Origin of the sequence: Niallia sp. HCP3S3_B10 (assembly GCF_052064465.1) — a bacterium.
In the GTDB taxonomy this organism is placed as follows: Bacteria; Bacillota; Bacilli; order Bacillales; family Cytobacillaceae; genus Niallia; species Niallia hominis.
The window spans coordinates 19766-42494 of sequence record NZ_JBQHVO010000047.1 but is presented as its reverse complement, the minus strand read 5'-3'; the positions used below and the strand labels follow the sequence as shown (position 1 = coordinate 42494).

22 protein-coding genes and 1 riboswitch are annotated in these 22729 nt (G+C 35.3%); of the genes, 8 read left to right on the top strand and 14 right to left on the bottom strand.

Annotated elements, in window-relative coordinates; genetic code table 11:
- Positions 1–216 (top strand): IS3 family transposase (locus ACTNDN_RS17985; RefSeq protein ID WP_441131659.1); only part of this gene is annotated, 216 nt, incomplete at its 5' end.
- 294 nt (positions 217–510) lie between these two features.
- Here the strand turns inward: ACTNDN_RS17985 and ACTNDN_RS17980 are convergent.
- The 4 genes from ACTNDN_RS17980 to ACTNDN_RS17965 all read right to left on the bottom strand — a co-directional run bounded on the left by ACTNDN_RS17980 (position 511) and on the right by ACTNDN_RS17965 (position 3718).
- Positions 511–663, bottom strand: a complete 153-nt coding sequence (locus ACTNDN_RS17980; RefSeq protein WP_155986767.1) for a hypothetical protein — start codon at positions 661–663, stop codon at positions 511–513.
- 190 nt (positions 664–853) lie between these two features.
- Entirely contained in the window at positions 854–1678 is an 825-nt protein-coding gene (gene nadE / locus ACTNDN_RS17975; protein ID WP_031538740.1) for an ammonia-dependent NAD(+) synthetase, read from the bottom strand.
- Between the two features lie 12 nt (positions 1679–1690).
- Entirely contained in the window at positions 1691–3151 is a 1461-nt protein-coding gene (locus ACTNDN_RS17970; protein WP_031538738.1) for a nicotinate phosphoribosyltransferase, read from the bottom strand.
- Between the two features lie 27 nt (positions 3152–3178).
- Positions 3179–3718: a cysteine hydrolase family protein gene (locus ACTNDN_RS17965; RefSeq protein WP_031538736.1), complete on the bottom strand. Its 540-nt coding sequence runs from the start codon at positions 3716–3718 to the stop codon at positions 3179–3181.
- A 430-nt stretch (positions 3719–4148) separates the two neighbouring features.
- Between ACTNDN_RS17965 and ACTNDN_RS17960 the strand changes: the two genes are divergently transcribed.
- Both ACTNDN_RS17960 and yidC read left to right on the top strand, forming a co-directional pair.
- Positions 4149–4445, top strand: coding sequence for a hypothetical protein (locus ACTNDN_RS17960; RefSeq protein ID WP_031538735.1), 297 nt, complete (start codon positions 4149–4151; stop codon positions 4443–4445).
- Between the two features lie 29 nt (positions 4446–4474).
- Complete coding sequence (yidC, locus tag ACTNDN_RS17955) at positions 4475–5263, top strand: membrane protein insertase YidC (RefSeq protein ID WP_031538734.1); 789 nt, start codon at positions 4475–4477, stop codon at positions 5261–5263.
- Between the two features lie 77 nt (positions 5264–5340).
- Here the strand turns inward: yidC and ACTNDN_RS17950 are convergent, their stop codons facing one another.
- The 10 genes from ACTNDN_RS17950 to ACTNDN_RS17905 all read right to left on the bottom strand — a co-directional run bounded on the left by ACTNDN_RS17950 (position 5341) and on the right by ACTNDN_RS17905 (position 14071).
- Positions 5341–5703 carry a fluoride efflux transporter FluC gene (locus tag ACTNDN_RS17950; RefSeq protein WP_031538732.1) on the bottom strand — a complete coding sequence of 121 codons (363 nt, stop codon included), beginning with the start codon at positions 5701–5703 and terminating at the stop codon, positions 5341–5343.
- A complete protein-coding gene (locus ACTNDN_RS17945) occupies positions 5696–6076 on the bottom strand; it encodes a fluoride efflux transporter FluC (RefSeq protein WP_031538730.1) in 381 nt (126 codons plus the stop codon). The genes ACTNDN_RS17950 and ACTNDN_RS17945 overlap by 8 nt, the downstream gene beginning before the upstream one ends.
- Before the next feature lie 167 nt (positions 6077–6243).
- On the bottom strand, positions 6244–6447 hold the full coding sequence (locus ACTNDN_RS17940; protein ID WP_031538728.1) for a DUF6501 family protein: 204 nt from the start codon (positions 6445–6447) through the stop codon (positions 6244–6246).
- Positions 6448–6518: 71 nt separating this feature from the next.
- A complete protein-coding gene (locus ACTNDN_RS17935) occupies positions 6519–6719 on the bottom strand; it encodes a hypothetical protein (protein ID WP_031538726.1) in 201 nt (66 codons plus the stop codon).
- A 79-nt stretch (positions 6720–6798) separates the two neighbouring features.
- A complete protein-coding gene (locus tag ACTNDN_RS17930; RefSeq protein WP_031538724.1) occupies positions 6799–7212 on the bottom strand; it encodes a gamma-glutamylcyclotransferase family protein in 414 nt (137 codons plus the stop codon).
- A gap of 107 nt (positions 7213–7319) precedes the next feature.
- Complete coding sequence (gene odhB, locus ACTNDN_RS17925; RefSeq protein ID WP_031538722.1) at positions 7320–8582, bottom strand: 2-oxoglutarate dehydrogenase complex dihydrolipoyllysine-residue succinyltransferase; 1263 nt, start codon at positions 8580–8582, stop codon at positions 7320–7322.
- A 19-nt stretch (positions 8583–8601) separates the two neighbouring features.
- Entirely contained in the window at positions 8602–11424 is a 2823-nt protein-coding gene (sucA, locus tag ACTNDN_RS17920; protein ID WP_031538720.1) for a 2-oxoglutarate dehydrogenase E1 component, read from the bottom strand.
- A gap of 299 nt (positions 11425–11723) precedes the next feature.
- Positions 11724–13115, bottom strand: a complete 1392-nt coding sequence (locus ACTNDN_RS17915; RefSeq protein ID WP_031538719.1) for a HAMP domain-containing sensor histidine kinase — start codon at positions 13113–13115, stop codon at positions 11724–11726.
- A complete protein-coding gene (locus tag ACTNDN_RS17910) occupies positions 13112–13795 on the bottom strand; it encodes a response regulator transcription factor (RefSeq protein WP_031538717.1) in 684 nt (227 codons plus the stop codon). The genes ACTNDN_RS17915 and ACTNDN_RS17910 overlap by 4 nt, the downstream gene beginning before the upstream one ends.
- Positions 13796–13948: 153 nt before the next feature.
- Positions 13949–14071 (bottom strand): hypothetical protein, encoded by a 123-nt coding sequence (locus tag ACTNDN_RS17905; RefSeq protein WP_268817820.1) that lies wholly within the window; start codon positions 14069–14071, stop codon positions 13949–13951.
- 381 nt (positions 14072–14452) lie between these two features.
- On the opposite strand from ACTNDN_RS17905, the gene ACTNDN_RS17900 reads away from it, so the two are divergent.
- From ACTNDN_RS17900 to metH, 5 genes are all read left to right on the top strand, one after another.
- The gene (locus ACTNDN_RS17900; protein WP_031538716.1) at positions 14453–14635 is read left to right on the top strand and encodes an H-type small acid-soluble spore protein; all 183 of its coding nucleotides are present in this window, start codon (positions 14453–14455) and stop codon (positions 14633–14635) included.
- Positions 14636–14749: 114 nt separating this feature from the next.
- Positions 14750–14865, top strand: a riboswitch (SAM riboswitch).
- 134 nt (positions 14866–14999) lie between these two features.
- Positions 15000–16121 (top strand): methionine biosynthesis PLP-dependent protein, encoded by a 1122-nt coding sequence (locus ACTNDN_RS17895; protein WP_031538715.1) that lies wholly within the window; start codon positions 15000–15002, stop codon positions 16119–16121.
- Entirely contained in the window at positions 16118–17287 is a 1170-nt protein-coding gene (gene metC, locus ACTNDN_RS17890) for a cystathionine beta-lyase (protein ID WP_031538713.1), read from the top strand. Before ACTNDN_RS17895 ends, metC begins: the two co-directional genes overlap by 4 nt.
- 12 nt (positions 17288–17299) lie before the next feature.
- Positions 17300–19171 (top strand): bifunctional homocysteine S-methyltransferase/methylenetetrahydrofolate reductase, encoded by a 1872-nt coding sequence (locus ACTNDN_RS17885; protein ID WP_031538711.1) that lies wholly within the window; start codon positions 17300–17302, stop codon positions 19169–19171.
- Complete coding sequence (gene metH, locus ACTNDN_RS17880) at positions 19149–22604, top strand: methionine synthase (protein WP_031538709.1); 3456 nt, start codon at positions 19149–19151, stop codon at positions 22602–22604. Before ACTNDN_RS17885 ends, metH begins: the two co-directional genes overlap by 23 nt.
- Positions 22605–22729 lie beyond the last annotated feature (125 nt).

The window sequence follows — 22729 nt, the reverse complement described above, 5'->3', positions numbered from 1 at the left end:
ATGTCCAGACGAGGGAACTGTTGGGACAATGCGGTGATTGAATCATTTCATTCAAATTTAAAGACAGAGGAATTCCAATATTGTAAGTTTAATACCCTATCTAATTTAGAAGTTATTTCTAGAATAGATGGGTACATTCATCATTACAACGAGGGTAGGATTCAAGCAAAATTAGGCTACTTAACTCCAATAGAATTTGGATTAAAGGCAGCTTAAAGGATTTCGGGGTTATCCACTTTGCATGTAGAAAAGACATGCACTTTATTTGGAGATGCGGGCATGATAGCCTATTATGGCTAAGCCAGATTCTCTTTGAGATATCTGGCTTCCTGGCTAAAGAATCTATGCCCGCAGAGGCTCCAAGTAAAGTGACAAAGTGCCTGAACTATTTCCAGTAAAGAACCAATATCAAATTAATGAAAAAGTGTTAAATTTAATATGGATAGGTGTTTTATATATGTCTCATTTGGCTAGGTCAGTTCAAACCATACCTCTTTATTATTCCTCTAATTAAACATCTCTGTTTGCATATGGAGGATAGGGCGGAAATGGTGGCTGCGGTCGGTTACCATGGTGTTTTTTTCCTATCTTAAATTCATATTCAAAGGATACAGGAATATTTAAAAAAACAAAATCAACATCAAAACCAAAAATTTTAAACATTTATTTCCCTCCTTTTGATTTTTTCGTACAATATATTATCATATTTACATATTTTGTACTTTCATTATAGAATATGCTAAATCTAAGGACATGCTTGTGCAAAGTTCTTATATTGATAAAGAAATAATAGGATAATTAGCTTTTTATAAAAAAAGGAACCGAATAAATATTCGACTCCTCGTTTTTTCTATTATGCTTTCCACCATTCGTCAAACATAGAAACTGGAACTTGTCGTTTATGCTCTGTTACTAAATAGCGTGCTTCTATTTTTTCAGCAACGTCTGAACTAACTTCTTTTCCTTCTAAATAATCATCTAGTTGATCGTAAGTTATTCCAAGCTCTGTTTCATCAGCTTGTCCCGGTTTATTGTCTAATAAATCAGCTGTTGGAACTTTTAGATAAATTGCTTCTTCTGCATTTAATTCTTTTAATAGTTGCTTCCCTTGTCTTTTAGACAAGCCTGTTAAAGGTAGAATATCAGCACCACCATCACCATATTTTGTAAAGAAGCCTGTAACAGCTTCAGCTGCATGGTCCGTACCAATAACAAGTAGATTCTCCTGGCCGCCAATTGCATATTGAGCAATCATACGCATTCTAGCCTTTACATTTCCTTTATGATAATCGGATAATGATGTTTCACTCATTCCATCAAATACTTCTTTTACACCATCGACCGGCGTTTTTACATTAAATACATATTCTTTGTCCGCTTTGATAAATTCTAATGCACGTATCGCATCTACTTCATCTGCCTGAACTCCATATGGTAGTCTTACCGCAATAAAGGTTGCGTCATATCCTTCCTCACGTAATTGTTCCACTGCAAGTTGTGCTAATCTCCCAGCTAATGATGAATCTTGACCACCACTTATTCCTAAGACAAAGCCTTTCGCTTTCGCTTTTTTTGCATAATCCTTTAAAAACTGGACTCTTTTTTCAATTTCCTCTTTCGCATTAATTTCAGGTTGGACATTTAAATCCTTCATAATTTTTTGTTGTAAGCTACTCATGATTTTTCCTCCTTATTTTCGATTTTGAATAGTTACCTTTACTTTTTCTAAAAGATTCATTTTATTTTCCCAACATAATGGGCTTAAATCTACAGGGTATTCTTCTGGATTTAAAGAACGCTTATATTCATCCCATAGTATTTCTAAGCTTTGCTGTGAATACTTTTGAATCGCAAAGATATCAGGCGTATCATATACTAATTTTCCATTTATAAATATATCTTGGTGAATATCTACAGCTGTAAAATTCGTAACGAATTTACTGATATACGTATGGGTTGGATGGAACATCTTTAAACGCTCTTCCGTTTCTGGATGTTCCGATTCTAAACAAATATAATCCCCTTCTGACTTCCCATTTATATCGTTTATAATTCGATATACCCTTTTTAGCCCAGGTGTAGTCACTTTTTCTGGGTTGCCACTAATTTTTATCGTATCTTGCATCGTACCATCCTCGTCTTCTATCGAAACAAGTTTATAAACACCACCAAGAGCTGGTTGATCATATGCAGTAATTAATTTCGTGCCAATTCCCCAAATATCTATTTTTGCACCTTGTGCTTTTAAGTTAATGATTGTATATTCATCAAGATCATTACTTGCAACTATTTTTGCATCTGTAAAACCTGCTTCATCGAGCATTTTCCTTGCTTCTTTCGATAAGTAAGCAAGGTCTCCACTGTCTAAGCGAACACCGCGAAAATTAATGCTTTCTCCTAATTCTTTCGCCACTTTAATTGCAGTTGGCACACCAGAACGCAAAGTATCATAGGTGTCTACTAAAAACACACAGTCCTTATGTCTTCTTGCGTATTTGTGAAAAGCAATATACTCTTCATGATATGCCTGAATCATGGAATGGGCATGTGTTCCAGAAATAGGTATTCCAAATAGCTTCCCTGCTCTAACATTCGAAGTGGAACTAAAACCGCCAATAAAGGCAGCGCGTGTACCCCAGAGGGCTGCATCTAACTCATGGGCACGTCTGCTTCCAAACTCCATTGCTATTTCATCACCAATCACATTTTTAATTCTTGAAGCTTTAGTCGCAATCAATGTTTGGTAATTCACAATATTTAAAATAGCTGTTTCTACGATTTGTGCTTGCGCAAGAGGTGCTTCTATTCTCATTAATGGTTCATTTGCAAAAACAACTTCGCCTTCTTTAACTGAACGCAAGCTGCCAGTAAACTGTAAATCCTTTAAATAAGCAAGAAAATCCTCTTTAAACCCTTCTTGTCTTAAATAGTCAATATCATTTTCTGAAAAATGGAGACTCTCTAAATACTGAATAACTCTCTCCAGTCCTGCAAATACGGCATAGCCATTATGAAATGGTAATTTTCTAAAATAAACTTCAAAGACAGCATTCTTTTCTGCAATACCATCTTCCCAGTATGTTTCTGCCATATTAATTTGGTATAAATCGGTATGTAACATTAAACTGTCATCTTCATAATTAAAACTCATTATAATCCTCCTGCTACCCTTAAACGACTAAAGGATCCTTGCTCCTAGTACATTTTTAAAGTGCTCCAATGCCCACTGATGGCCAATTTCATTAAATGTTGCTACGGCATTTTCATATATATGGATATTATACCCATGATTATAAGCATCAACAGCAGTATGCAATACACAAATATCTGTACAAACGCCAACTAGATAGATATCTTTTATTGACCTTTCTTGCAATTTAATATGTAAGTCTGTGCCAGCAAAAGCACTGTATCTAGTCTTATCGATCCAATAAACATTGGTTAACTCTTTATTATTTTCATATGTTTTTTGAAGTGCTCCATACAACTCTCTTCCCTTGGTTCCAGCTATATTATGAGGTGGGAAAAGCTTAGATTCTGGATGATAATTATCATTTAATGTATGCAAATCAATGGCAAACACCGTATAATCTCCATTTTCGATAAAACGCTCTGTTATACTCACAATTTCTTTTTCTATCGCAATGCCAGGTATCCCACATGGTAAATTGCCCTCTACAAAGTCAAAAGTATAATCAATATTAATTAGAGCTTTCATTAAATCCCCCTTCATCTTCCACTTATGATAATAAAATAAGATGATTTCGCAAATTTTGTTTTATCTGAACAAATGGGAGTATATCTTATAATTGCTGATAGTTGATGCACTATTTAATAGTTACATCTATTACATCAAGTTCAGTAATAAACGAATTTATGAAACATCCGCGGTTTTATTTAAACTATCCTTTATTATACCATTCATTTTATTTTTTCCTATTGTAAATACTCAATTCTTCTGATTTTATTGAAAGGAAATCCTCCGCTTTTTATAAAATGGTAAATAATCACATTGTTTTTGTGTTACTAATAAATTGTCATAAATATTTCATAATCTCTTTAAAATTCTACTATAGTCCCAGTTGCAAATTGCTTTTCAACGGTGATTTCGATATAATTTTATTGTTCACTAATAATGAGGTGTATAAATGATTGATTTATTATTAGACTTTACATTTTTTCCTAGTTATCAAACGGTTTACTATACATTTTTAGTAGGTCTAGTACTGAAATACTTATGGGATTGGAATATAAAGACTACCATCCAACAGGAATTCTTTGCGACAGAACAGAAATTGTCGCTAGATGTTTCAATCACAACAATAAATATGAATGTTCAAAAATATAATACTCCTATTTTGCACTGGATTGTTAAAAATATCCGTAAAAGAATAGAGAGTTCTCATGATGATCCTGAAAAACCTAATTTCTCCATTGTTATCTAATATTTAACTAACAATTTGGAGGAATTACATTGAAAAAATTATCTAAAAACACTTTATTAATTATGCTGTTAAGTTTTTCAACTATTTTACTGAGTGCATGTTCATCTTCAACAACAGGAAATAATGATGGGTTTTTCCATAAAGTATTTGTAGAACCTTTCATAGCGATTATTCATGGGACTGCTGATGTCTTTGCTGGAAGCTATGGTCTTGCGATTATTCTTATCACATTAGTGATCCGCTTAGTCCTTATGCCATTAATGCTAAAGCAATATAAAAACCAACAGCATATGAAAGGAAAAATGGAACTTATTAAACCTGAAATGGATGCTATCCAGAAAAAAATCAAAAGCACAAAAGATCAAAAAGAGCAGCAAAAACTACAAATGGAAATGATGGATTTATACAAGAAGAATAATATTAATCCCTTAAATATCGGTTGTTTGCCTATGCTGATTCAAATGCCAATTTTAATGGGTTTCTATTATGCAATCCGCGGTTCTCATGAAATAGCTAGCCATTCTTTCTTATGGTTTAATTTAGGTCAATCTGACCTTATTTTAACTGCATTAGCAGGAATTGTTTATTATCTGCAGTTTAGAGTTTCTCAAAGTACTATGACACAAGAACAAAAAAAGCAAATGCGCATAATGGGATTACTATCTCCTGTCATGATCGTTATGGTTTCTTTAAATGCACCTGCAGCTTTACCGCTCTATTGGACTGTCGGCGGTATCTTTCTAACCTTTCAATCCTTGTTAGGGAGAAAGCTATATCCTCCACAACCCATTAACGCAAAAGTAGTTACAGAGAAATAATGATAAAGGACAAATTTTACTGAAAGCTATTCTAGTAAAATTTGTCCTTTTTCTTTCTTCCTATTTGAAAGACTTATTTATAAGATTAAAGCAAGTTTCCAACCTGCTAGACAAAATAAAATCCCTCCAAAAAAGGTTCCTAAAGAATAAAGGAAAAAAGCTCCATTTTTCTTTTCTCTCATTAATGTTACAGCTTCAACTGCTAATGTTGAAAAGGTTGTATATGCTCCCAAAAAACCAACTGCCATAATAAAATATATACTTGTATATACCTTCAATCCCACTAGTAATCCTAATAGGAACGATCCACTAATATTTACAATCATTGTTGGAATAGGGATACTTGACTGTATTCTTTTTTTCAATTCATTAATAAGTGCAAATCGACTGATGGCACCAAGAAATGCCCCCAACCCGATTAATAGAAGGTTATTAAGCATTTGATCGACTCCACTTTCTTTCTCCCAATTTTAATCCTATAACTGCAAACATAAATCCGAATACAGCACTACCAGCTACGTAAAATGTTGCAAGTAAATAATTCCCTACAGCTACTAACTGTACAGCATCCATGCTAAGTGTGGATAAAGTTGTAAAAGAACCAATCATTCCTGTTCCAATCGCTGTTGCATATACTGATTTAATCTTTTGTTTTTTGATAATTGCACTGGTGAACCATCCTAAAACAAAAGAACCAATAGTATTTATCACCATTGTCTGAAAGGGAAATTCATACGGAAAAGGAACTTGGCCAACTACATATCTTAATATACTTCCAATTACTCCACCAAGCCCAACATAAAAATAACTCATGATTTATTCATCCTCTTGACTATTATATAAATTATAAAAAGGGTTGTAATGAAAAACAAAAAAGATGTCTCTAAAATGATATTCGTTATGTTTAAGGAGAGGGATTCTATTAGCGAATTGGTCCTCCTATTCATAACTGAATTGCTCATTTAAGACATCTAATCTTCTTATATTGTTTGAAAGTAATCCTTGTAAAATCCGCCGACTTTACCGGTATTATCAACTACAAAGTAAAATTCCTCTGTTTCGTTTTTCACTTCATATTCTTTTCCAACAGTTAACACTCTATTAACAATGTATTTGCTTGCATCGGTATGTATACATTTTACTCTTTTAATGGTTTGTTTATTTTCCCAATTTTGATGTATCATTTCTTTGCTCCTTTCATTCTAGTACTATCCTAGTATAAAGGGAAACCGATACATAGTGCAACATGTTCTCATTATGAAACTAAATTCTCTTTTTCCTTTACCATCCACTTAATCTTATTTCTTTCAAAAGTAAACCATTTTCCTGTATATGCTTGTAAAAAAGTCACATAGCAAACGCCATTTATCCAATCTAAGCGTTTGAAATCCATTGCATAATAGGATGTATGATCATACTTGATAACATATAAATTATTATGTTCTTGAATATACATATTATGACCTTCTTTCTATGATGTCGATAATAATCTATACCACAGAAGGAGTATCCATTAAACCAAAAGAGTTATTATGTTAGAAACATTTTTTTGACTGTTTGTTTCTATATGCTCGCCAACTTTCCTCTGTTATTTCTTGTTGCAGCATTTCTTCTTGATTACAGACATATACAAATGCTTGCCAAGTTTCATTGTCCCTATATACTGTCACTTCTTTCCGTACATAGAGATTATCCTTTCCTTCAGGCTCATAATCTTCAAATGCATCAAGTAAAGATACTTCTTCTACTGGGACTTCGTATAATTCGCCATATACTTTTTTATGATTATCTATGATTAAAAAAGGATATTCTAAGCTAGCATCATATAATCTCCCGTAAATCCAAACGTCTTCAGCAACACATGTATAATTTGTCATCATAGAATGATTCAATTCATTCTTTAACAAAGAGCCATATACAAAAACTAGTACGGTGTCATTGTCTTTCATAATCTACTCCTTTCTTTTTAAAATTTTAGATGAAAAATTATTCAAGTATAAAAAGAATACAGGTGGTTTCTTATGTGAAAACCACTTGTATCTATTTAAATCATTACTTATGCTTCAAATAATAAAGATTCTGGATCCTCTAGTAATGCTTTAATTCTGGCTAGGAAGGTAACGGCTTCCTTCCCATCGATAATTCGATGATCGTAGGAAAGCGCAAGATACATCATTGGACGATTTTCCATTCTTTCTGCATCAATTGCGATAGGGCGTAATTGAATTTTATGCATTCCGAGTATTCCAACCTGTGGCCCATTAAGAATTGGAGTAGATAACAAGGAGCCGAACACACCACCGTTAGTAATGGTAAATGTACCACCTTGCAAATCGCTCAAGGAAAGTTTATTATTTCTAGCTTTACTAGCAAAACCTAAAATTTCCCCTTCAATTTCTGCGAAGTTTTTTCGGTCCGCATCTCTTAATACAGGTACAACAAGTCCTTCGTCTGTTGAAACGGCAATACCAATATCATAATATTTTTTCAATACGATTTGATCGCCTTGAATTTCTGCATTTAGTAGCGGCGCTTTCTTTAAAGCAGCTACGACAGCTTTTGTAAAGAAAGACATAAATCCGAGCTTCACATCATTCTCTTTTTGGAACGTATCTTTCCGACGATTTCTAAGTGCCATAATATTTGTCATATCTACTTCATTAAAAGTAGTCAGCATTGCTGTATTTTGTTTTACTTCTAATAGGCGATTAGCAATAGTTTGTCTTCTTCTTGTCATTCTAACTCTTTCTACTCGGTTATCCATTTCAGCGGCAGGAGTGGATGTAGCTGCTTTGGGAGCTTGTGATGGCTGAGCTGCTGGAACTTCAACTTGCTTTTGCTCAAATGCTGCTACATCTTGTGCTCTAACTCTTCCTAACGGATCATTTGTTTTTACAGCAGCTAAATCAATTCCTCGCTCACGTGCCAATTTGCGAGCTGCTGGAGAAGCAATCGGAAGTTGTTTCGTACCCGATAAATCTTCTTGTACCTTAGGCTGTTCTGCTTGTGGAGCTTCTGTTATTTCCTCTGCAACTTGCTTTTCTTCTACTACTTCTACTGCTTTTGGTTGTTCAGCTGCTGCCCCTTGTGCATTTACAATCGCAATTGTTTCCCCAACTTGGACAGTGTCTCCTTCACTTGCTTTTAATTCTTGAATAATGCCACTTTCTTCCGAAATAATTTCCACATTTACTTTATCTGTTTCTAGTTCAACAATATAATCTCCCTTTTCTACGTACTCCCCTGTTTTCTTCAACCATTGTGCTACTGTTCCCTCTGTAATGGATTCAGCTAATTCTGGTACCTTAATCTCTGCCATTTTATTTTTCCCCCTCAATTCATTCCATTGTCAATGCTTCATTTACAATTCTTGCTTGATCTTTACGATGAACATTTGGATCCCCTTCAGCAGGACTTGATCTTCTTCTTCTACCAACATATTGCAAGGAAACAGAATTTGGAATCAGCTTTCTAATTCTTGGTTCCATAAAGCTCCATGCCCCCATATTTTTTGGTTCCTCTTGCACCCATACAATTTCTTTTAAATGAGGAAAACGCTGAATAATTTCTGCTAGTCTTTCTTCCGGGAATGGGTAAATTTCTTCTACTCTTGCAAGATGAATGGCATTCGCGTTTTCAAGATTCTGATATGCTTTATATAAATCAATGGAAACTTTCCCTGTTGACAGAACTAATCGAGTAACAGCTTTTTGATTTTCCAATCCATCCTCTACTTCCAAAATAGATTGGAAAGCTCCATCACTGAATTCTAAACTATTTGAAGCAACATCTGGATTACGCAACAAGCTTTTTGGTGTCATAATAACTAGTGGGCGAACTTCTTCTTTTTTTAGAATAGCTGCCTGTCTTCTTAAAATATGAAAATATTGAGCTGATGATGATAAATTTGCCACTGTCCAGTTGTTTTCTGCTGCTAAAATTAGGAATCTTTCTAGTCTTGCACTGGAATGCTCTGGACCCTGCCCTTCATATCCATGTGGCAAAAGCATAACTAGACCGGATTTTTGTCCCCATTTCGCTCTGCCTGCTGCAATAAATTGGTCAAACATTACTTGAGCCGCATTTGCAAAGTCGCCAAATTGTGCTTCCCATAACACAAGCGTTTCTGGTGCATGAACATTGTAACCGTACTCAAATCCTAAGACGGAACCTTCTGACAATGGACTATTATGAACAGCGAACGATGCCTTTGCAGTTGATAAGGTATGTAATGGTGAATACTGCTCTCCTGTCTGATAGTCATGTAGGATAATATTACGATGAGCGAAAGTACCACGTTCCGAATCTTGACCAGATAAACGAATAGGTGTCCCATCCTCCAAAATCGTAGCAAATGCTAATGTTTCTGCTAAAGACCAATCAATTTTGCCATTTCCCTCTAACGCATCATTTCTTCGTTTTAATACTTTTCCTAATTTATCAAAAATTTGAAATGGAGGAGGATAAGAAAGCAATTCATTATTAATATGTTTCAGTTGTTCAATCGAAACAGCTGTGTTTATTTGTGGTAATTGTCGTTCCACTGAATTAGGTGGATTTGTAATGATTGGATCCTCATGCTGTTTCGGCACTCGTTCATGTGCTTCTTTTAATTTTCCAATCACTTCATCCTTGATAGCTTGAACTTCCGTTTCTTGCATAATATTTTCTGTGACTAGTTTTTCACCATACAGCTTTGTAATAGTAGGATGTTCATGGATTAACTTGTACATTAATGGATTTGTTGTCATTGGTTCATCCATTTCATTATGCCCGTATCTTCTATAGCCAATTAAATCGATTAAGAAATCCTTTTTAAATTTTGCTCTATATTCACATGCGAGCTTCGCAGCTTTAATACAAGCCTCTGGATCATCTGCATTGACATGAATAATCGGTATTTCGAACCCTTTTGCTAAATCACTTGCATAGCGAGTAGATCTAGAATCACTCGATTCGGTCGTAAAGCCAATGGTATTATTGGCAATGATATGAATGGTACCTCCAGTTCGATATCCCTTTAATCCTGTAAGATTTAATGTCTCAGAAACAATCCCTTGCCCTGGAAATGCTGCATCCCCATGAATTAAGATAGCTAAAGATTTGTTTGAATCTTCTTCTGGAAATCCTGGTTTCGTTCTATCATCCTGTGAAGCACGTGTGAAGCCCTCTACAACTGCACCAACAAACTCGAGATGACTCGGATTATTAGCAAGTGTTAAACGGACATTCGACACATTATTCGCTTTAATTTGGCGATCTAAGCCTAAATGATACTTAACATCTCCTGTCCATCCAAAACTGATTCCGATGGATCCTTCAGAAGGAACTAATTGCTTATTTGGAGCATGCTGAAATTCAGAAAAAATCATTTCATATGGCTTTTCTAAAACATGTGCCAAAACATTTAATCGACCTCTGTGTGCCATTCCTATATTAATATTTTGTGCACCATTGATCACTGATTTTGAAATAATCTCATCAATCAACGGTACCATTGCATCAAGACCTTCAATAGAAAATCTCTTTTGCCCTACATACGTTCTATGTAAAAAACTCTCAAATTCCTCTACTTCAATTACTCTTTTTAATAATTTCTTTTTTAATTCCTTATGACACGCAGGCTTTAGGCTTCCAGACTCCACTTTTGCCTGCAGCCAATTCTTTTCTTTAATATCATTAACATGATAGTATTCAAACGCAATCGTCTTCATATAAATATCTTTTAAATACTGAACAGCCTCAAAGCCATTAAATACATGCTTTGGTGCGTCTGGACAAATTAAAGAGGCTGGAATTTTTACTAAATCTTCTTTTGTAAGATTAAAGCGCGATAGTTCAAATAAATCATATTCTCTTTTATGGTCCTTTAAAGGGTAGATATCTGCGGCTAAATGTCCATAAGCCCTTATCTTATTTACTAATGTAACCGCTGCAATAATTTTCTCAACTTGAACCTCGGATTGTAAAGATAAATGATTTGTGCTAGTTTGTTCTTGATGATCAATCGGGGGACCCCATTGATCGAAGTGCTTTTTCATTTCTTCATCAACTGAATTCGGATCTTGAACATATTGCTCATAAAGCTCCATTACAAGCCCTAAATTGGGCCCGTAAAACTTTGGTTGGTATGAGACTGTACCACCAGATGGCTTCTCCATGAAAATTTCCCTCCACCACTTTTAATATCATTTTTATCTTCCCTTTGTTATTGCACAATACACCTTTTATTAAAAAAACTTTTTTAAAACGTTTACATTACTATTCTATCATGGTTTAATTACAGCTTCAAAAGTTTTACACATTTTTATAGTAAAAAAATTAAAAATATTTTTTGCCGCTCCTATCTTGGCAAAAAAAACAATCTTACTAGTAATCTTATGCGGCTTTCATCATTACATGACAAAGGAAAAAAGGAAGTTCAAACCACGTATTTTACACGGTAGAACTTCCTTTTCTTCTATATATGAAATCGAACCATGACTTTTGTCCCTTGTCCAACTTTACTTTTAATCGTTATCGTTCCTTTATACAATTCTACAATTTTCTTAGCTATAGCCAATCCAAGACCTGTTCCGCCCTGCTCTCTGCTTCGGGCTTTATCTACACGATAAAACCGATCAAATACTTTATCAATGTCTTCTTTCGGGATACCAATTCCTTGATCACTAATCTCTAGAACAAAATGGTGGTCTGTTTCATACGTATGAAGAAAAATATTTTTTTCTTGAAAAGAATATTTCACCGCATTATCCATTAAAATTGTAATGATTTGCTGTAAATGCTGTTCAGACACTTTATAAAGATGAAGGGAATCAAGCTTCATTTGAAAGGTAAAATCCTGATGGAGCATTGTAAAATCACGGATTGTGTGTTCTAAAACCAACTTTACTCTTTCCGGCGTTAAATCGGATTCTCCTCTATTTTGTTCTAATCTCGATAAGTCTAATAAGCTGATGATCAATTTTTTTAATCTAGTTACTTCCTCGGTAGATGCCACAAGGGACTCTTCTAAAATGTCTTTATTATTTTTTCCCCATCTATTTAGCATAGAAAGATGTCCCTCTAGCACAGAAACTGGTGTTCTCAGCTCATGGGAAGCGTCTTCAATAAATTGTTTTTGTTGCTGAAAGGACTGTTCAATCACATCCATCATCTCATTAAAAATAATCGTTAAATCGGATATTTCATCTTTTTGACGATAAACAGGCATTCTTTCTTTAAAGCCAGTATTCTTAATTTTTTTCATGGTTTTTGTCATGGAGTTGACAGGTCTTAATAATAAATAGGAAATAAAGTACCCAATAAGTCCACTTATTAATAACGCAGCAATTGTAAACAACATCATGGCAAAACGTAAATGTTCACGAACCTTATCTAATGATTGCAGAGATCTTATGATTTCAACTCTTCCTTTAAATGATGGCAGCTTTAATTCCTTACTGTATACTATTGAGTTCTGCTCACCAATAGAAATATAATGAAATTGCTCATCATTGTATATCTGATTAGGTTCAATGATGGGGAAATCACCATTCATATCAGAAAGGATGGCATGTCCATCATCATCCAATACACGAATAAGCTGATTGTTATTATTTAATTTCTCCAATAAAGCAATATTATCTGTCAGTTCTTCTTCTGTAAGATCTCTTTCCTTTATATTCAGCTGTTGGACGACTTGCTCCATCGCTTGCTTCATATCTGTTTCTTCCTGATTTAATAACCAAGAAGAAACAGTATGGAACTCAAAAAAAGAAAAAATAGAATAAGTTAAAAAAATGCTAACAGATAATGCTAGTGTTAATTTCCACTTCCAAGGTAAAAGAGACACTTTTTTTATAAATTTCATCTCATCACATATCCTATTCCTCTGACCGTTTCTATATATACTTCTTGTCCAGATGGATCAAGCTTATTTCTTAAATATCTTACATATACATCAATCACATTTGTTTCTACTTCTGATTCATATCCCCATATCTTTTCTAATAATTTATCTCTAGATAAAACGATATTTATATTGGTCATAAACATATAAAGTAAATCATACTCTCTTTTCGTTAAGGATAGAAGTGCTTCGCCTTTTTTGGCAATATGCGACTCCACCTCAAGCGTAATGTCTTTGTATGTTAGCTTTGTCACTACTTTATTGGAAGAATTACTTTGTGGATCAATTCTGCGAAACAACGCACGGAGTCTTGCAAGTAGCTCTTCAATAGCAAATGGTTTAATTAAATAATCGTCTGCGCCACTATCTAATCCAGATACTCTATCTAGAACACTATCTCGTGCAGTTATCATTAATATAGGGGTGTTTTTTGTTTGGCGGAGTCTTCTGCATACCTCAATTCCATTTAATTCTGGCAGCATAAGATCTAATAAAATGATATCCCAATCTTCCTCTAATGCCTTTTGAAGACCGCTTCTACCATCTGAACAAACCTCTGTTTTGTAACCTTCATACGTTAATTCTAATTCAATAAATCTCGAAAGATTTTTTTCGTCTTCAATTATCAAAATTTTTTTCATCATACCACGCTCTCTATATGTACATAGGTATCGTTATAAGCGTAATGTTGAAATTTGGGAGAAAAAAATTTCAACAAAACAGCTTTAACTTACCTAAAGATATCGTTATTTTATCATGTTAGAAGCTTGATATACAAAAATTGTTTACGACATTTAATTTTCTTTTGAAAACATAGAATCCATAATTGCGTGCGCTATTTCAACAAATTGAAAGCCAAATAAAGACGCAGCAGTTATGGAACTAAATACGATCATTGCGATGCGAAGAAAATTCATGTTTCATCTCTCCTTTTAATGAAATTTTTGCTTAATGCAATAAGGATATTTCCTATTTACCCATTGCAATGGGATAATTAAGCAACTATATTACTTCTGTTGATAATATAAACATATTTTTCAATGTGCTTAAGTGAATAAAACAAATGGTATACCTCTTTTTGTAAAAAGGCATGAAAGAAACATTAAAATATGATGAGAAGAAAAAATCGGGCATAAAATTTTAGAAATTTAGCCATTATAAAGAAAGTATTATTCGTTCTTTAGAATAATTTGGAAAAAATAGCATAAGAAAATAGGTTTTTTTTAAACTCGTATGTCTATTGTTTTAATTTATTATTTAAGATGAAAGTATTATTAGGAAGTTTAGGAGGTTTCACAATGAATATTGGACGTGCGATTGAAATTATGAATGCGGCGGATATTGTGGATGTTAGTTATCAGGGAGAAAAGATAATCATTCAAAACGTTGATGAGAAAACGAAAAAAGCAAGAATATATACGAAAGCCAATCCTGATTATGAATTAGATGTAGATGTATATCAGCTTATTGAAGAAATATAACTTTATTTTCCGCTTATTTAAAATAAGAAGAATAAAGATTCTTTTCAGAAATAAAAAATAATTGTTGCTAACTTTTAAAATATATAGTAAATTAAGAAACAATTACATAAGTAATTCTTATCAAGAGAGGTAGAGGGAATGGCCCGAAGAAACCTCAGCAACCTTCAGTACCCTACAAAATACTGAAAAGGTGCTAATTCCATCAAGCATAATGGCTTGAAAGATAAGAAGAAGGACCAATAAATAATCAAAGTCTTCTTCTTATAAACGAAGGAGACTTTTTTTATGGATTTTTTCTTCTATTCTTTCTTGGTACGTACTTATTACATAAAAAATCCACATAAAAGAATAGGAGAGTTATAGAATGTATAATTTAGAAACGAAGTTAGCACAAATTGGAAATCGCAGTGAAACAACAACGGGTGCGGTAAATCCACCTGTCTATTTTTCCACCGCTTATCGTCATGCCGGTATTGGAGAGTCAACTGGCTACGATTATACTCGTACTGGAAATCCAACTAGAGAAATTTTAGAAAGAGCGATTGCTGATTTAGAAGAAGGAGATCAAGGATTCGCTTGTAGTTCAGGAATGGCTGCCATTCAAACAATCCTTTCTCTTTTCCAAAGTGGTGATGAGTGGATTATTTCCAAAGATTTATATGGAGGAACATACAGACTGCTAGAACAAGGCTATAAAAAATGGGGTCTGCGATGTACTTACGTCAATACCTCAGATACAAATGCCCTGCGTGCGGCAATATCCCCTAATACAAAAGCGATCTTCCTTGAAACTCCTACTAATCCTTTAATGGAGCAAACGGATATTTCTGAAGTTGCTTCCATTGCAAAAGAAAACGATATTTTACTTATTGTAGATAATACTTTTTATACTCCTATTATCCAACAGCCGATTCGCTTAGGAGCTGATATCGTCATCCATAGTGCGACAAAGTATTTGGGCGGTCATAACGATGTCCTTGCAGGTCTTATTGTAGCTAAAGGAGAAGCACTTTGTAAGGAGCTTTTTTTACATCATAATTCCGCTGGTGCTGTTTTAAGTCCCTTTGATTCTTGGTTATTAATGAGAGGAATGAAAACATTAGCGTTAAGAATGGAGAAACATGAAGAAAATGCAAAAACACTCTCTTCCTTCCTTCAAGAACACGAAGCTGTTGTAGATGTTCTCTATCCTGGTCGAGGTGGAATGATCTCATTTAGAATTCAAAACGAATCTTGGGTAAATCCATTTCTGCAAAATTTAACTCTCATCTCTTTTGCAGAAAGTTTAGGTGGTGTGGAAAGCTTTATTACCTATCCAGCTACACAAACCCATGCTGATATTCCATTAGAAGTAAGATTAGAAACAGGTGTTGATAACCAGCTATTGCGTTTTTCTGTAGGTATTGAAAATGTAAATGACTTAATAAAAGATTTGGATAAAGCATTTTCCATTGCAAAGGGAATTGCCAAGGAGGTAACAATATGAGCACACCATATACATTTGAAACGAAACTACTTCATAATAAGCATAAATTCGATCCAGAAACAGGAGCCGTTAGCGTGCCAATTCAGCACGCTTCTACCTTCCATCAAAAGGATATAGATGAATTTGGCAAATATGATTATAGCAGAAGTTTGAACCCAACAAGGGAAGCCCTAGAAGAAGTCGTAGCAGAATTAGAGGATGGTACACATGGATTTGCCTTTTCTTCTGGAATGGCTGCTATTTCAACTGCCTTCCTCTTATTATCACAAGGTGACCATGTTGTGATTTCGGAAGATGTTTATGGCGGTACTTATCGTATGGTTACAACTGTGTTAAATCGCTTTGGCATAGACCATACCTTTGTTGATATGACAAATTTAGAAGCTGTTGAAGCAGCGGTTTTACCAAATACAAAAGTTTTCTATGTAGAAACTCCTTCTAATCCGTTGTTAAAGGTTACAGATATTGAGGCAATTAGCCTTCTAGCAAAAAAGTACAATGCGTGGACATTCGTTGATAATACCTTTTTAACACCAGCCCTACAAAAGCCATTAACACTTGGAGCTGATGTCGTCTTACATAGTGCAACTAAATTCTTGTCTGGACATAGTGATGTTATTGCCGGCGTTGCAGTTGTAAAGGATCCATCCCTTGCCAAACAAATTGGCTATTTGCAAAATTCCTTTGGTGCTGTTCTTGGTGTACAGGATTGCTGGTTACTGCTTAGAGGAATCAAGACTTTACATGTCCGCATGAAGCATTCAAGTGATGGTGCTCGAATTATTGCAGAGCATTTACGAAATCATCCTTTAATCAAAAAAGTACATTATCCTGGATTTGAAGACCATCCACAATATGCCATCCAGCGAAAACAAGCGTCAAATCCAGGTGCTGTATTTTCCTTTGAGTTACATTCAGAAGAAGCAATGCGGACATTTGTTGAAAATGTGAAACTACCGGTTTTTGCTGTAAGTCTCGGTGCAGTCGAATCAATTCTTTCGTATCCTGCAAAAATGTCTCACGCGGCAATGGATCCTGCTGCTCGGGCAGAACGTGGAATTACAGATGCTCTTCTTCGCCTTTCCGTTGGACTAGAAAATCCTCAAGACTTAATCAATGACTTTGAGGCTGCATTGAAAAAAACAGCGGAGCTACATTATATTTAATGGAGGAATATGATGAGTTTTCTTGATCGACTAAAAAGCGAAATTTTAATAGCGGACGGTGCTATGGGTACCCTCCTCTATTCTTACGGAAAGGATACTTGCTTCGAAGCATTAAATATTTCTCATCGAGAACAAATTGAACAGGTTCATCAAGCATATATCCATGCAGGTGCAGATATTATTCAAACAAATTCATATGCTGCCAACTATTTAAAGTTACAAAGATATGGGCTTGAGGATAGCGTAAAGGAAATAAACAGTACTGCCGTTAAAATTGCCAAACAATCTTCAAAAGATAAGAATGTGAGTGTTTTAGGCACAATTGGCGGAAATAGAGGAATGAAGCCTCAAGCCATTAGCTTAGAAGAATTAAAGCGAAGTTTTCGAGAACAGCTTTATTGTTTACTTCTAGAAGGTGTCGATGGTATTCTCTTAGAAACATTTTATGATATGGAAGAATTAGAAACAGTATTACAAATTACAAAAAAAGAAACAGACCTTCCAGTCATAGCGCAGGTCTCCATACATGAAATCGGCGTGTTGCAAAATCAGTCGCCACTAAAGAATGCCTTTGAGAGATTAGAAGGTTTAGGAGCAGATGTCATTGGGCTAAATTGCAGATTGGGCCCACACCATATGATTGCATCACTCGAGCAGATTCCACTGCCAAAGGATGCCTATTTATCAGCATATCCAAATGCTAGTTTACCAACTTATATTGACGGAAAATTCGAATATAAGGACAATGCGGAATATTTCAGAAAATCAGCTGAAGAGTTCCGTAAACAAGGGGTTCGGCTATTGGGAGGATGTTGTGGAACAACACCTGAACATATAAAAAACTTCGCGGAAGTATTGAAAAATGCTTCCCCTATTACAGATAAACCTGTTACATCTAACAAAGCTATGGTAGATTCTATTGTCCTTCACTCCCCTCCCCCACGGGAATTCACACCCTTGGAGGAAATTGTAAAGGAAAGAGCTTCGGTCATTGTAGAATTAGATCCGCCAAGAAAATTAGATACAACACGTTTTTTTGAAGGAGCAAAAAAATTAAAAGAAGAAGGCATTGACGCCATTACGCTTGCAGACAATAGTTTAGCATCTGCTCGTATTTCCAATACAGCAATCGGTACATTAGTAAAGCAGAATATTGGCCTACGTCCCCTTATTCACATTGCTTGCCGGGATCGGAATATGATTGGATTGCAGTCTCATTTAATGGGATTACATACACTTGGCCTTCATGATGTCTTAGCAATTACAGGCGATCCTGCAAGAGTTGGCGATTTTCCAGGTGCTTCTTCCGTTTATGATATGACATCTTTTGATTTAATTTCGATGATCAAGCAGTTAAATGAAGGTCTCTCATTCTCTGGAAAAAACTTAGGACAAAAGACAGCTTTTTCTGTCTCTGCGGCATTTAATCCAAATGTTCGCCAAGTGGATAAGGCTGTTAAAAGACTCGAGAAGAAAATTGCCTGCGGAGCTGATTATATTATTACACAGCCAATTTATTCAGAAGAAAAAATAGTTGAGTTATATGAAGCTACTAAACATATTGATATACCAATTTATATCGGCTTAATGCCTTTGACGAGCAGCAATAATGCCGAATTTCTTCACAATGAAGTACCTGGTATAAAAATAGAGGATTCGATTCGTCAGGCAATGGCAAATTTAAAAGACAATCCAGAAAAAGCAACACAAGAAGGTTTAACTATTACAAAGTCGCTAATTGATACTGCATCCACCTTCTTTAACGGTATCTATTTAATAACGCCTTTTTTACGATATGAGCTTTCAGTCGAATTGGCTCGCTATACTAAGTTACGAACTGCTGCAACTAGGAGGAAATGTGATGCAACAAATATCATTAGCTGACAAACTCAAACAAAAAATCATGATTATGGACGGCGCAATGGGCACAATGCTCCAACAAGAGGATTTAACAGCTTCCGATTTTGGTGGCGAGGAATTAGAAGGTTGTAATGAAAATCTAACATTAACAAGACCAGAAATCATTTCCAAAATTCATGAAGCATATCTTGAGGCTGGCGCTGATATTATTGAAACAAATACATTTGGCGCAACTAAACTTGTCCTAGATGAATATCATCTAGGACATCTTGCTTACAAACTGAACATAACTGCAGCAAAACTCGCCAAAGATGCTGCTTTGAAATATTCAACTCCCGATTGGCCAAGGTTTGTCGCAGGTGCAATGGGACCTACAACCAAAACATTAAGTGTTACTGGTGGCACTACATTTGATGAGCTTATCGCATCATATGAAGAACAAGCAACTGGTCTTATTGATGGAGGCGTAGATATTCTCCTCCTAGAAACAAGTCAGGATATGTTAAATGTAAAAGCTGGCTTTCTCGGAATTAAGCAGGCCTTTTCAAAGACAGGAAAAGAACTACCGTTAATGATCTCAGGCACAATTGAACCAATGGGAACAACCCTAGCTGGCCAGTCTATCGAAGCTTTTTACATTTCTGTTGAACATATGAATCCAATTGCAATCGGATTAAATTGTGCGACAGGGCCGGAGTTTATGCAGGATCATATCCGCTCTCTTTCTGGTCTTTCAAAGTATGCCGTAAGCTGCTATCCTAATGCCGGCTTACCGGATGAAGAAGGACATTATCATGAAACAGCATCCTCTCTTGCGAATAAATTAAGCGGTTTTGCAAAAGAAGGCTGGCTAAACATCGTCGGTGGTTGCTGTGGGACAACGCCAGAGCATATTCGAGCAATATCGGAAAAAATGAAGGAGATTTCCCCTCGGAAAGTAGCGGAAACAAACTATCATATGGTTTCTGGAATTGAGCCATTCATTTATGATGACCCTACATTAAGACCGATAATGGTTGGAGAACGTACAAATGTCATCGGTTCCCGGAAATTTAAGCGGTTAATAAATGAAGCGAAATTTGAAGAAGCATCAGAAATTGCAAGAGCCCAAGTTAAGGGCGGAGCACATGTTATCGATATATGTTTAGCAGATCCTGATAGAGATGAACTGGAGGATATGGAGCTTTTTATGAAAGAGGTTGTAAAAAAAGTGAAGGTGCCTCTTGTCATCGACTCAACTGATGAAAAAGTAATTGAAAAAGCCCTCTCCTATTCACAAGGTAAGGCAATTATTAATAGTATTAACCTAGAAGATGGGGAAGAAAGATTTCAAGCCATTGCCCCTCTCATCCACAAATATGGTGCCTCTGTTGTTGTAGGAACAATCGATGAAGATGGAATGGGAGTAACAGTGGAAAAAAAGTTAGAAGTAGCAAAACGCTCTTATGAATTATTAACGAACAAATATAAGATAAATGGCCAGGATATTATTTTTGACCCCCTTGTTTTCCCTGTAGGTACTGGCGATGAACAATATATTGGTTCTGCTAAAGCTACTGTAGAAGGAATCAAACAAATTAAAGAAGCTTGTCCAGATGTTCAAACGATTCTTGGAATAAGCAATGTTTCCTTTGGTCTCCCTCCTGTTGGCCGAGAAATACTAAATAGCGTCTTTCTTTATCACTGTACGCAAGCTGGTCTAGATTACGCCATCGTCAATACGGAAAAGCTAGAAAGATTCGCGTCCATTAGTAAAGAAGAAATTGAGTTAGCTGAAAAGCTATTATTTGAAACAACAGATGAAACATTAGCAGTTTTTACCGATTTCTATCGGGATAAGAAAAAAGAAAAGGTTAATTCACTAGAACATTTAACATTAGATGAACGATTGGCTTATTATGTCGTGGAAGGAACAAAGGAAGGTTTACTAGATGATTTGGCAATTGCGCTAAACAACTATAGTGCACCATTAGATATTATTAATGGACCGCTAATGAACGGAATGAAAGAAGTCGGTCGCTTGTTTAATGATAATCAGTTAATTGTGGCAGAAGTTCTCCAAAGTGCAGAAGTAATGAAAGCATCTGTTTCTTTTTTAGAAGGCTATATGGACAAAAACGTTTCAACCTCAACGAAAGGTAAAGTTATCTTAGCCACCGTAAAAGGAGATGTTCACGATATTGGGAAAAATCTTGTCGATATTATTCTCTCAAATAACGGCTATGATGTCATTGATCTAGGTATAAAAGTTCCACCAGCAGAGTTAGTTTCTGCAATTAAAAAGGAAAAGCCAAACATTGTTGGTTTATCTGGTCTCCTTGTAAAATCAGCCCAGCAGATGGTTTTAACAGCAGCCGATATGAAACAAGCAGGAATAGATATCCCTATATTAGTCGGCGGGGCTGCTTTATCAAGAAAATTTACTGATACGAAAATTACAAGGGAATATGATGGATTAGTACTTTATGCAAAAGATGCCATGAATGGACTCTCACTTGCAAATCAACTTACAAATAATGAAGAAGTGCTTTTACTTAAAGAAGAACATAACAGAAAAAAACAAGCACTTTTAACAAAGCCAATCAAGGACCCTGTAAAACCTATTATCACAGGCATAAAAAGAAAAACAATAAATCAAAATGCGCCTATCTTCATACCACAGGATACCAAAAGGCATTTATTAACCAATTATACACTTGGGCATATTAAACCATATATTAATAAACAAATGCTGCTAGGACACCATCTAGGTTTAAAAGGAAAAGTAGAAATGCTACTCTCTGCTAAAGATGAAAGAGCGGTCCAACTAAACAATATGATTGAACAGCTTTTACAGGAAGCAGAACAAAATAACTGGATATATCCTAAAGCCATTTACCGCTTCTATCCTGCTCAATCGGATGGAAATAAAATATATATTTATGATCCAGAGAATGCATCTAAGCTATTGGAAACCTTTGACTTTCCAAGACAAGAAAGAGAACCATATCTTTGTCTCGCAGACTATCTAAAGCCAGTCGAAAGCGGAATGATGGACTATGTTGCCTTTTTTGCAGTTACAGCTGGCACAGGAATACGAGAAGCAGCAGAACAATTAAAGCGGGATGGAAGATTTCTTGAATCCCATGCCCTACAATCACTAGCCTTAGAAACAGCAGAAGGTCTGGCAGAATTAATTCATCGCCAAATTAGAGATAGATGGGGATTCCCTGATCCAGCAACCTTTACGATGAAGGAACGCTTTGCTGCGAAATATCAAGGGCAACGATTTTCATTTGGATACCCAGCATGCCCTGAACTAGAAGACCAAAAAAAATTATTTGGACTACTTTCTCCAGAGGATATTGGCATTACTTTATCGGAGGAATGTATGATGGAACCAGAAGCATCTGTTTCTGCAATGGTATTTGCCCATCCAGATGCAAGATATTTTAATGTATTATCTAGTTCCCTGTAATTTAGTAGAATGCCCTTTTCTTTATTTGATATGATCGGTAATGAAAACCAGCTGATATTGTTGTTTCAGCTGGTTTTTATTTGTGTTTTGTCTAGACTTTTTTAAACTCCCTTTTTAGAATATAT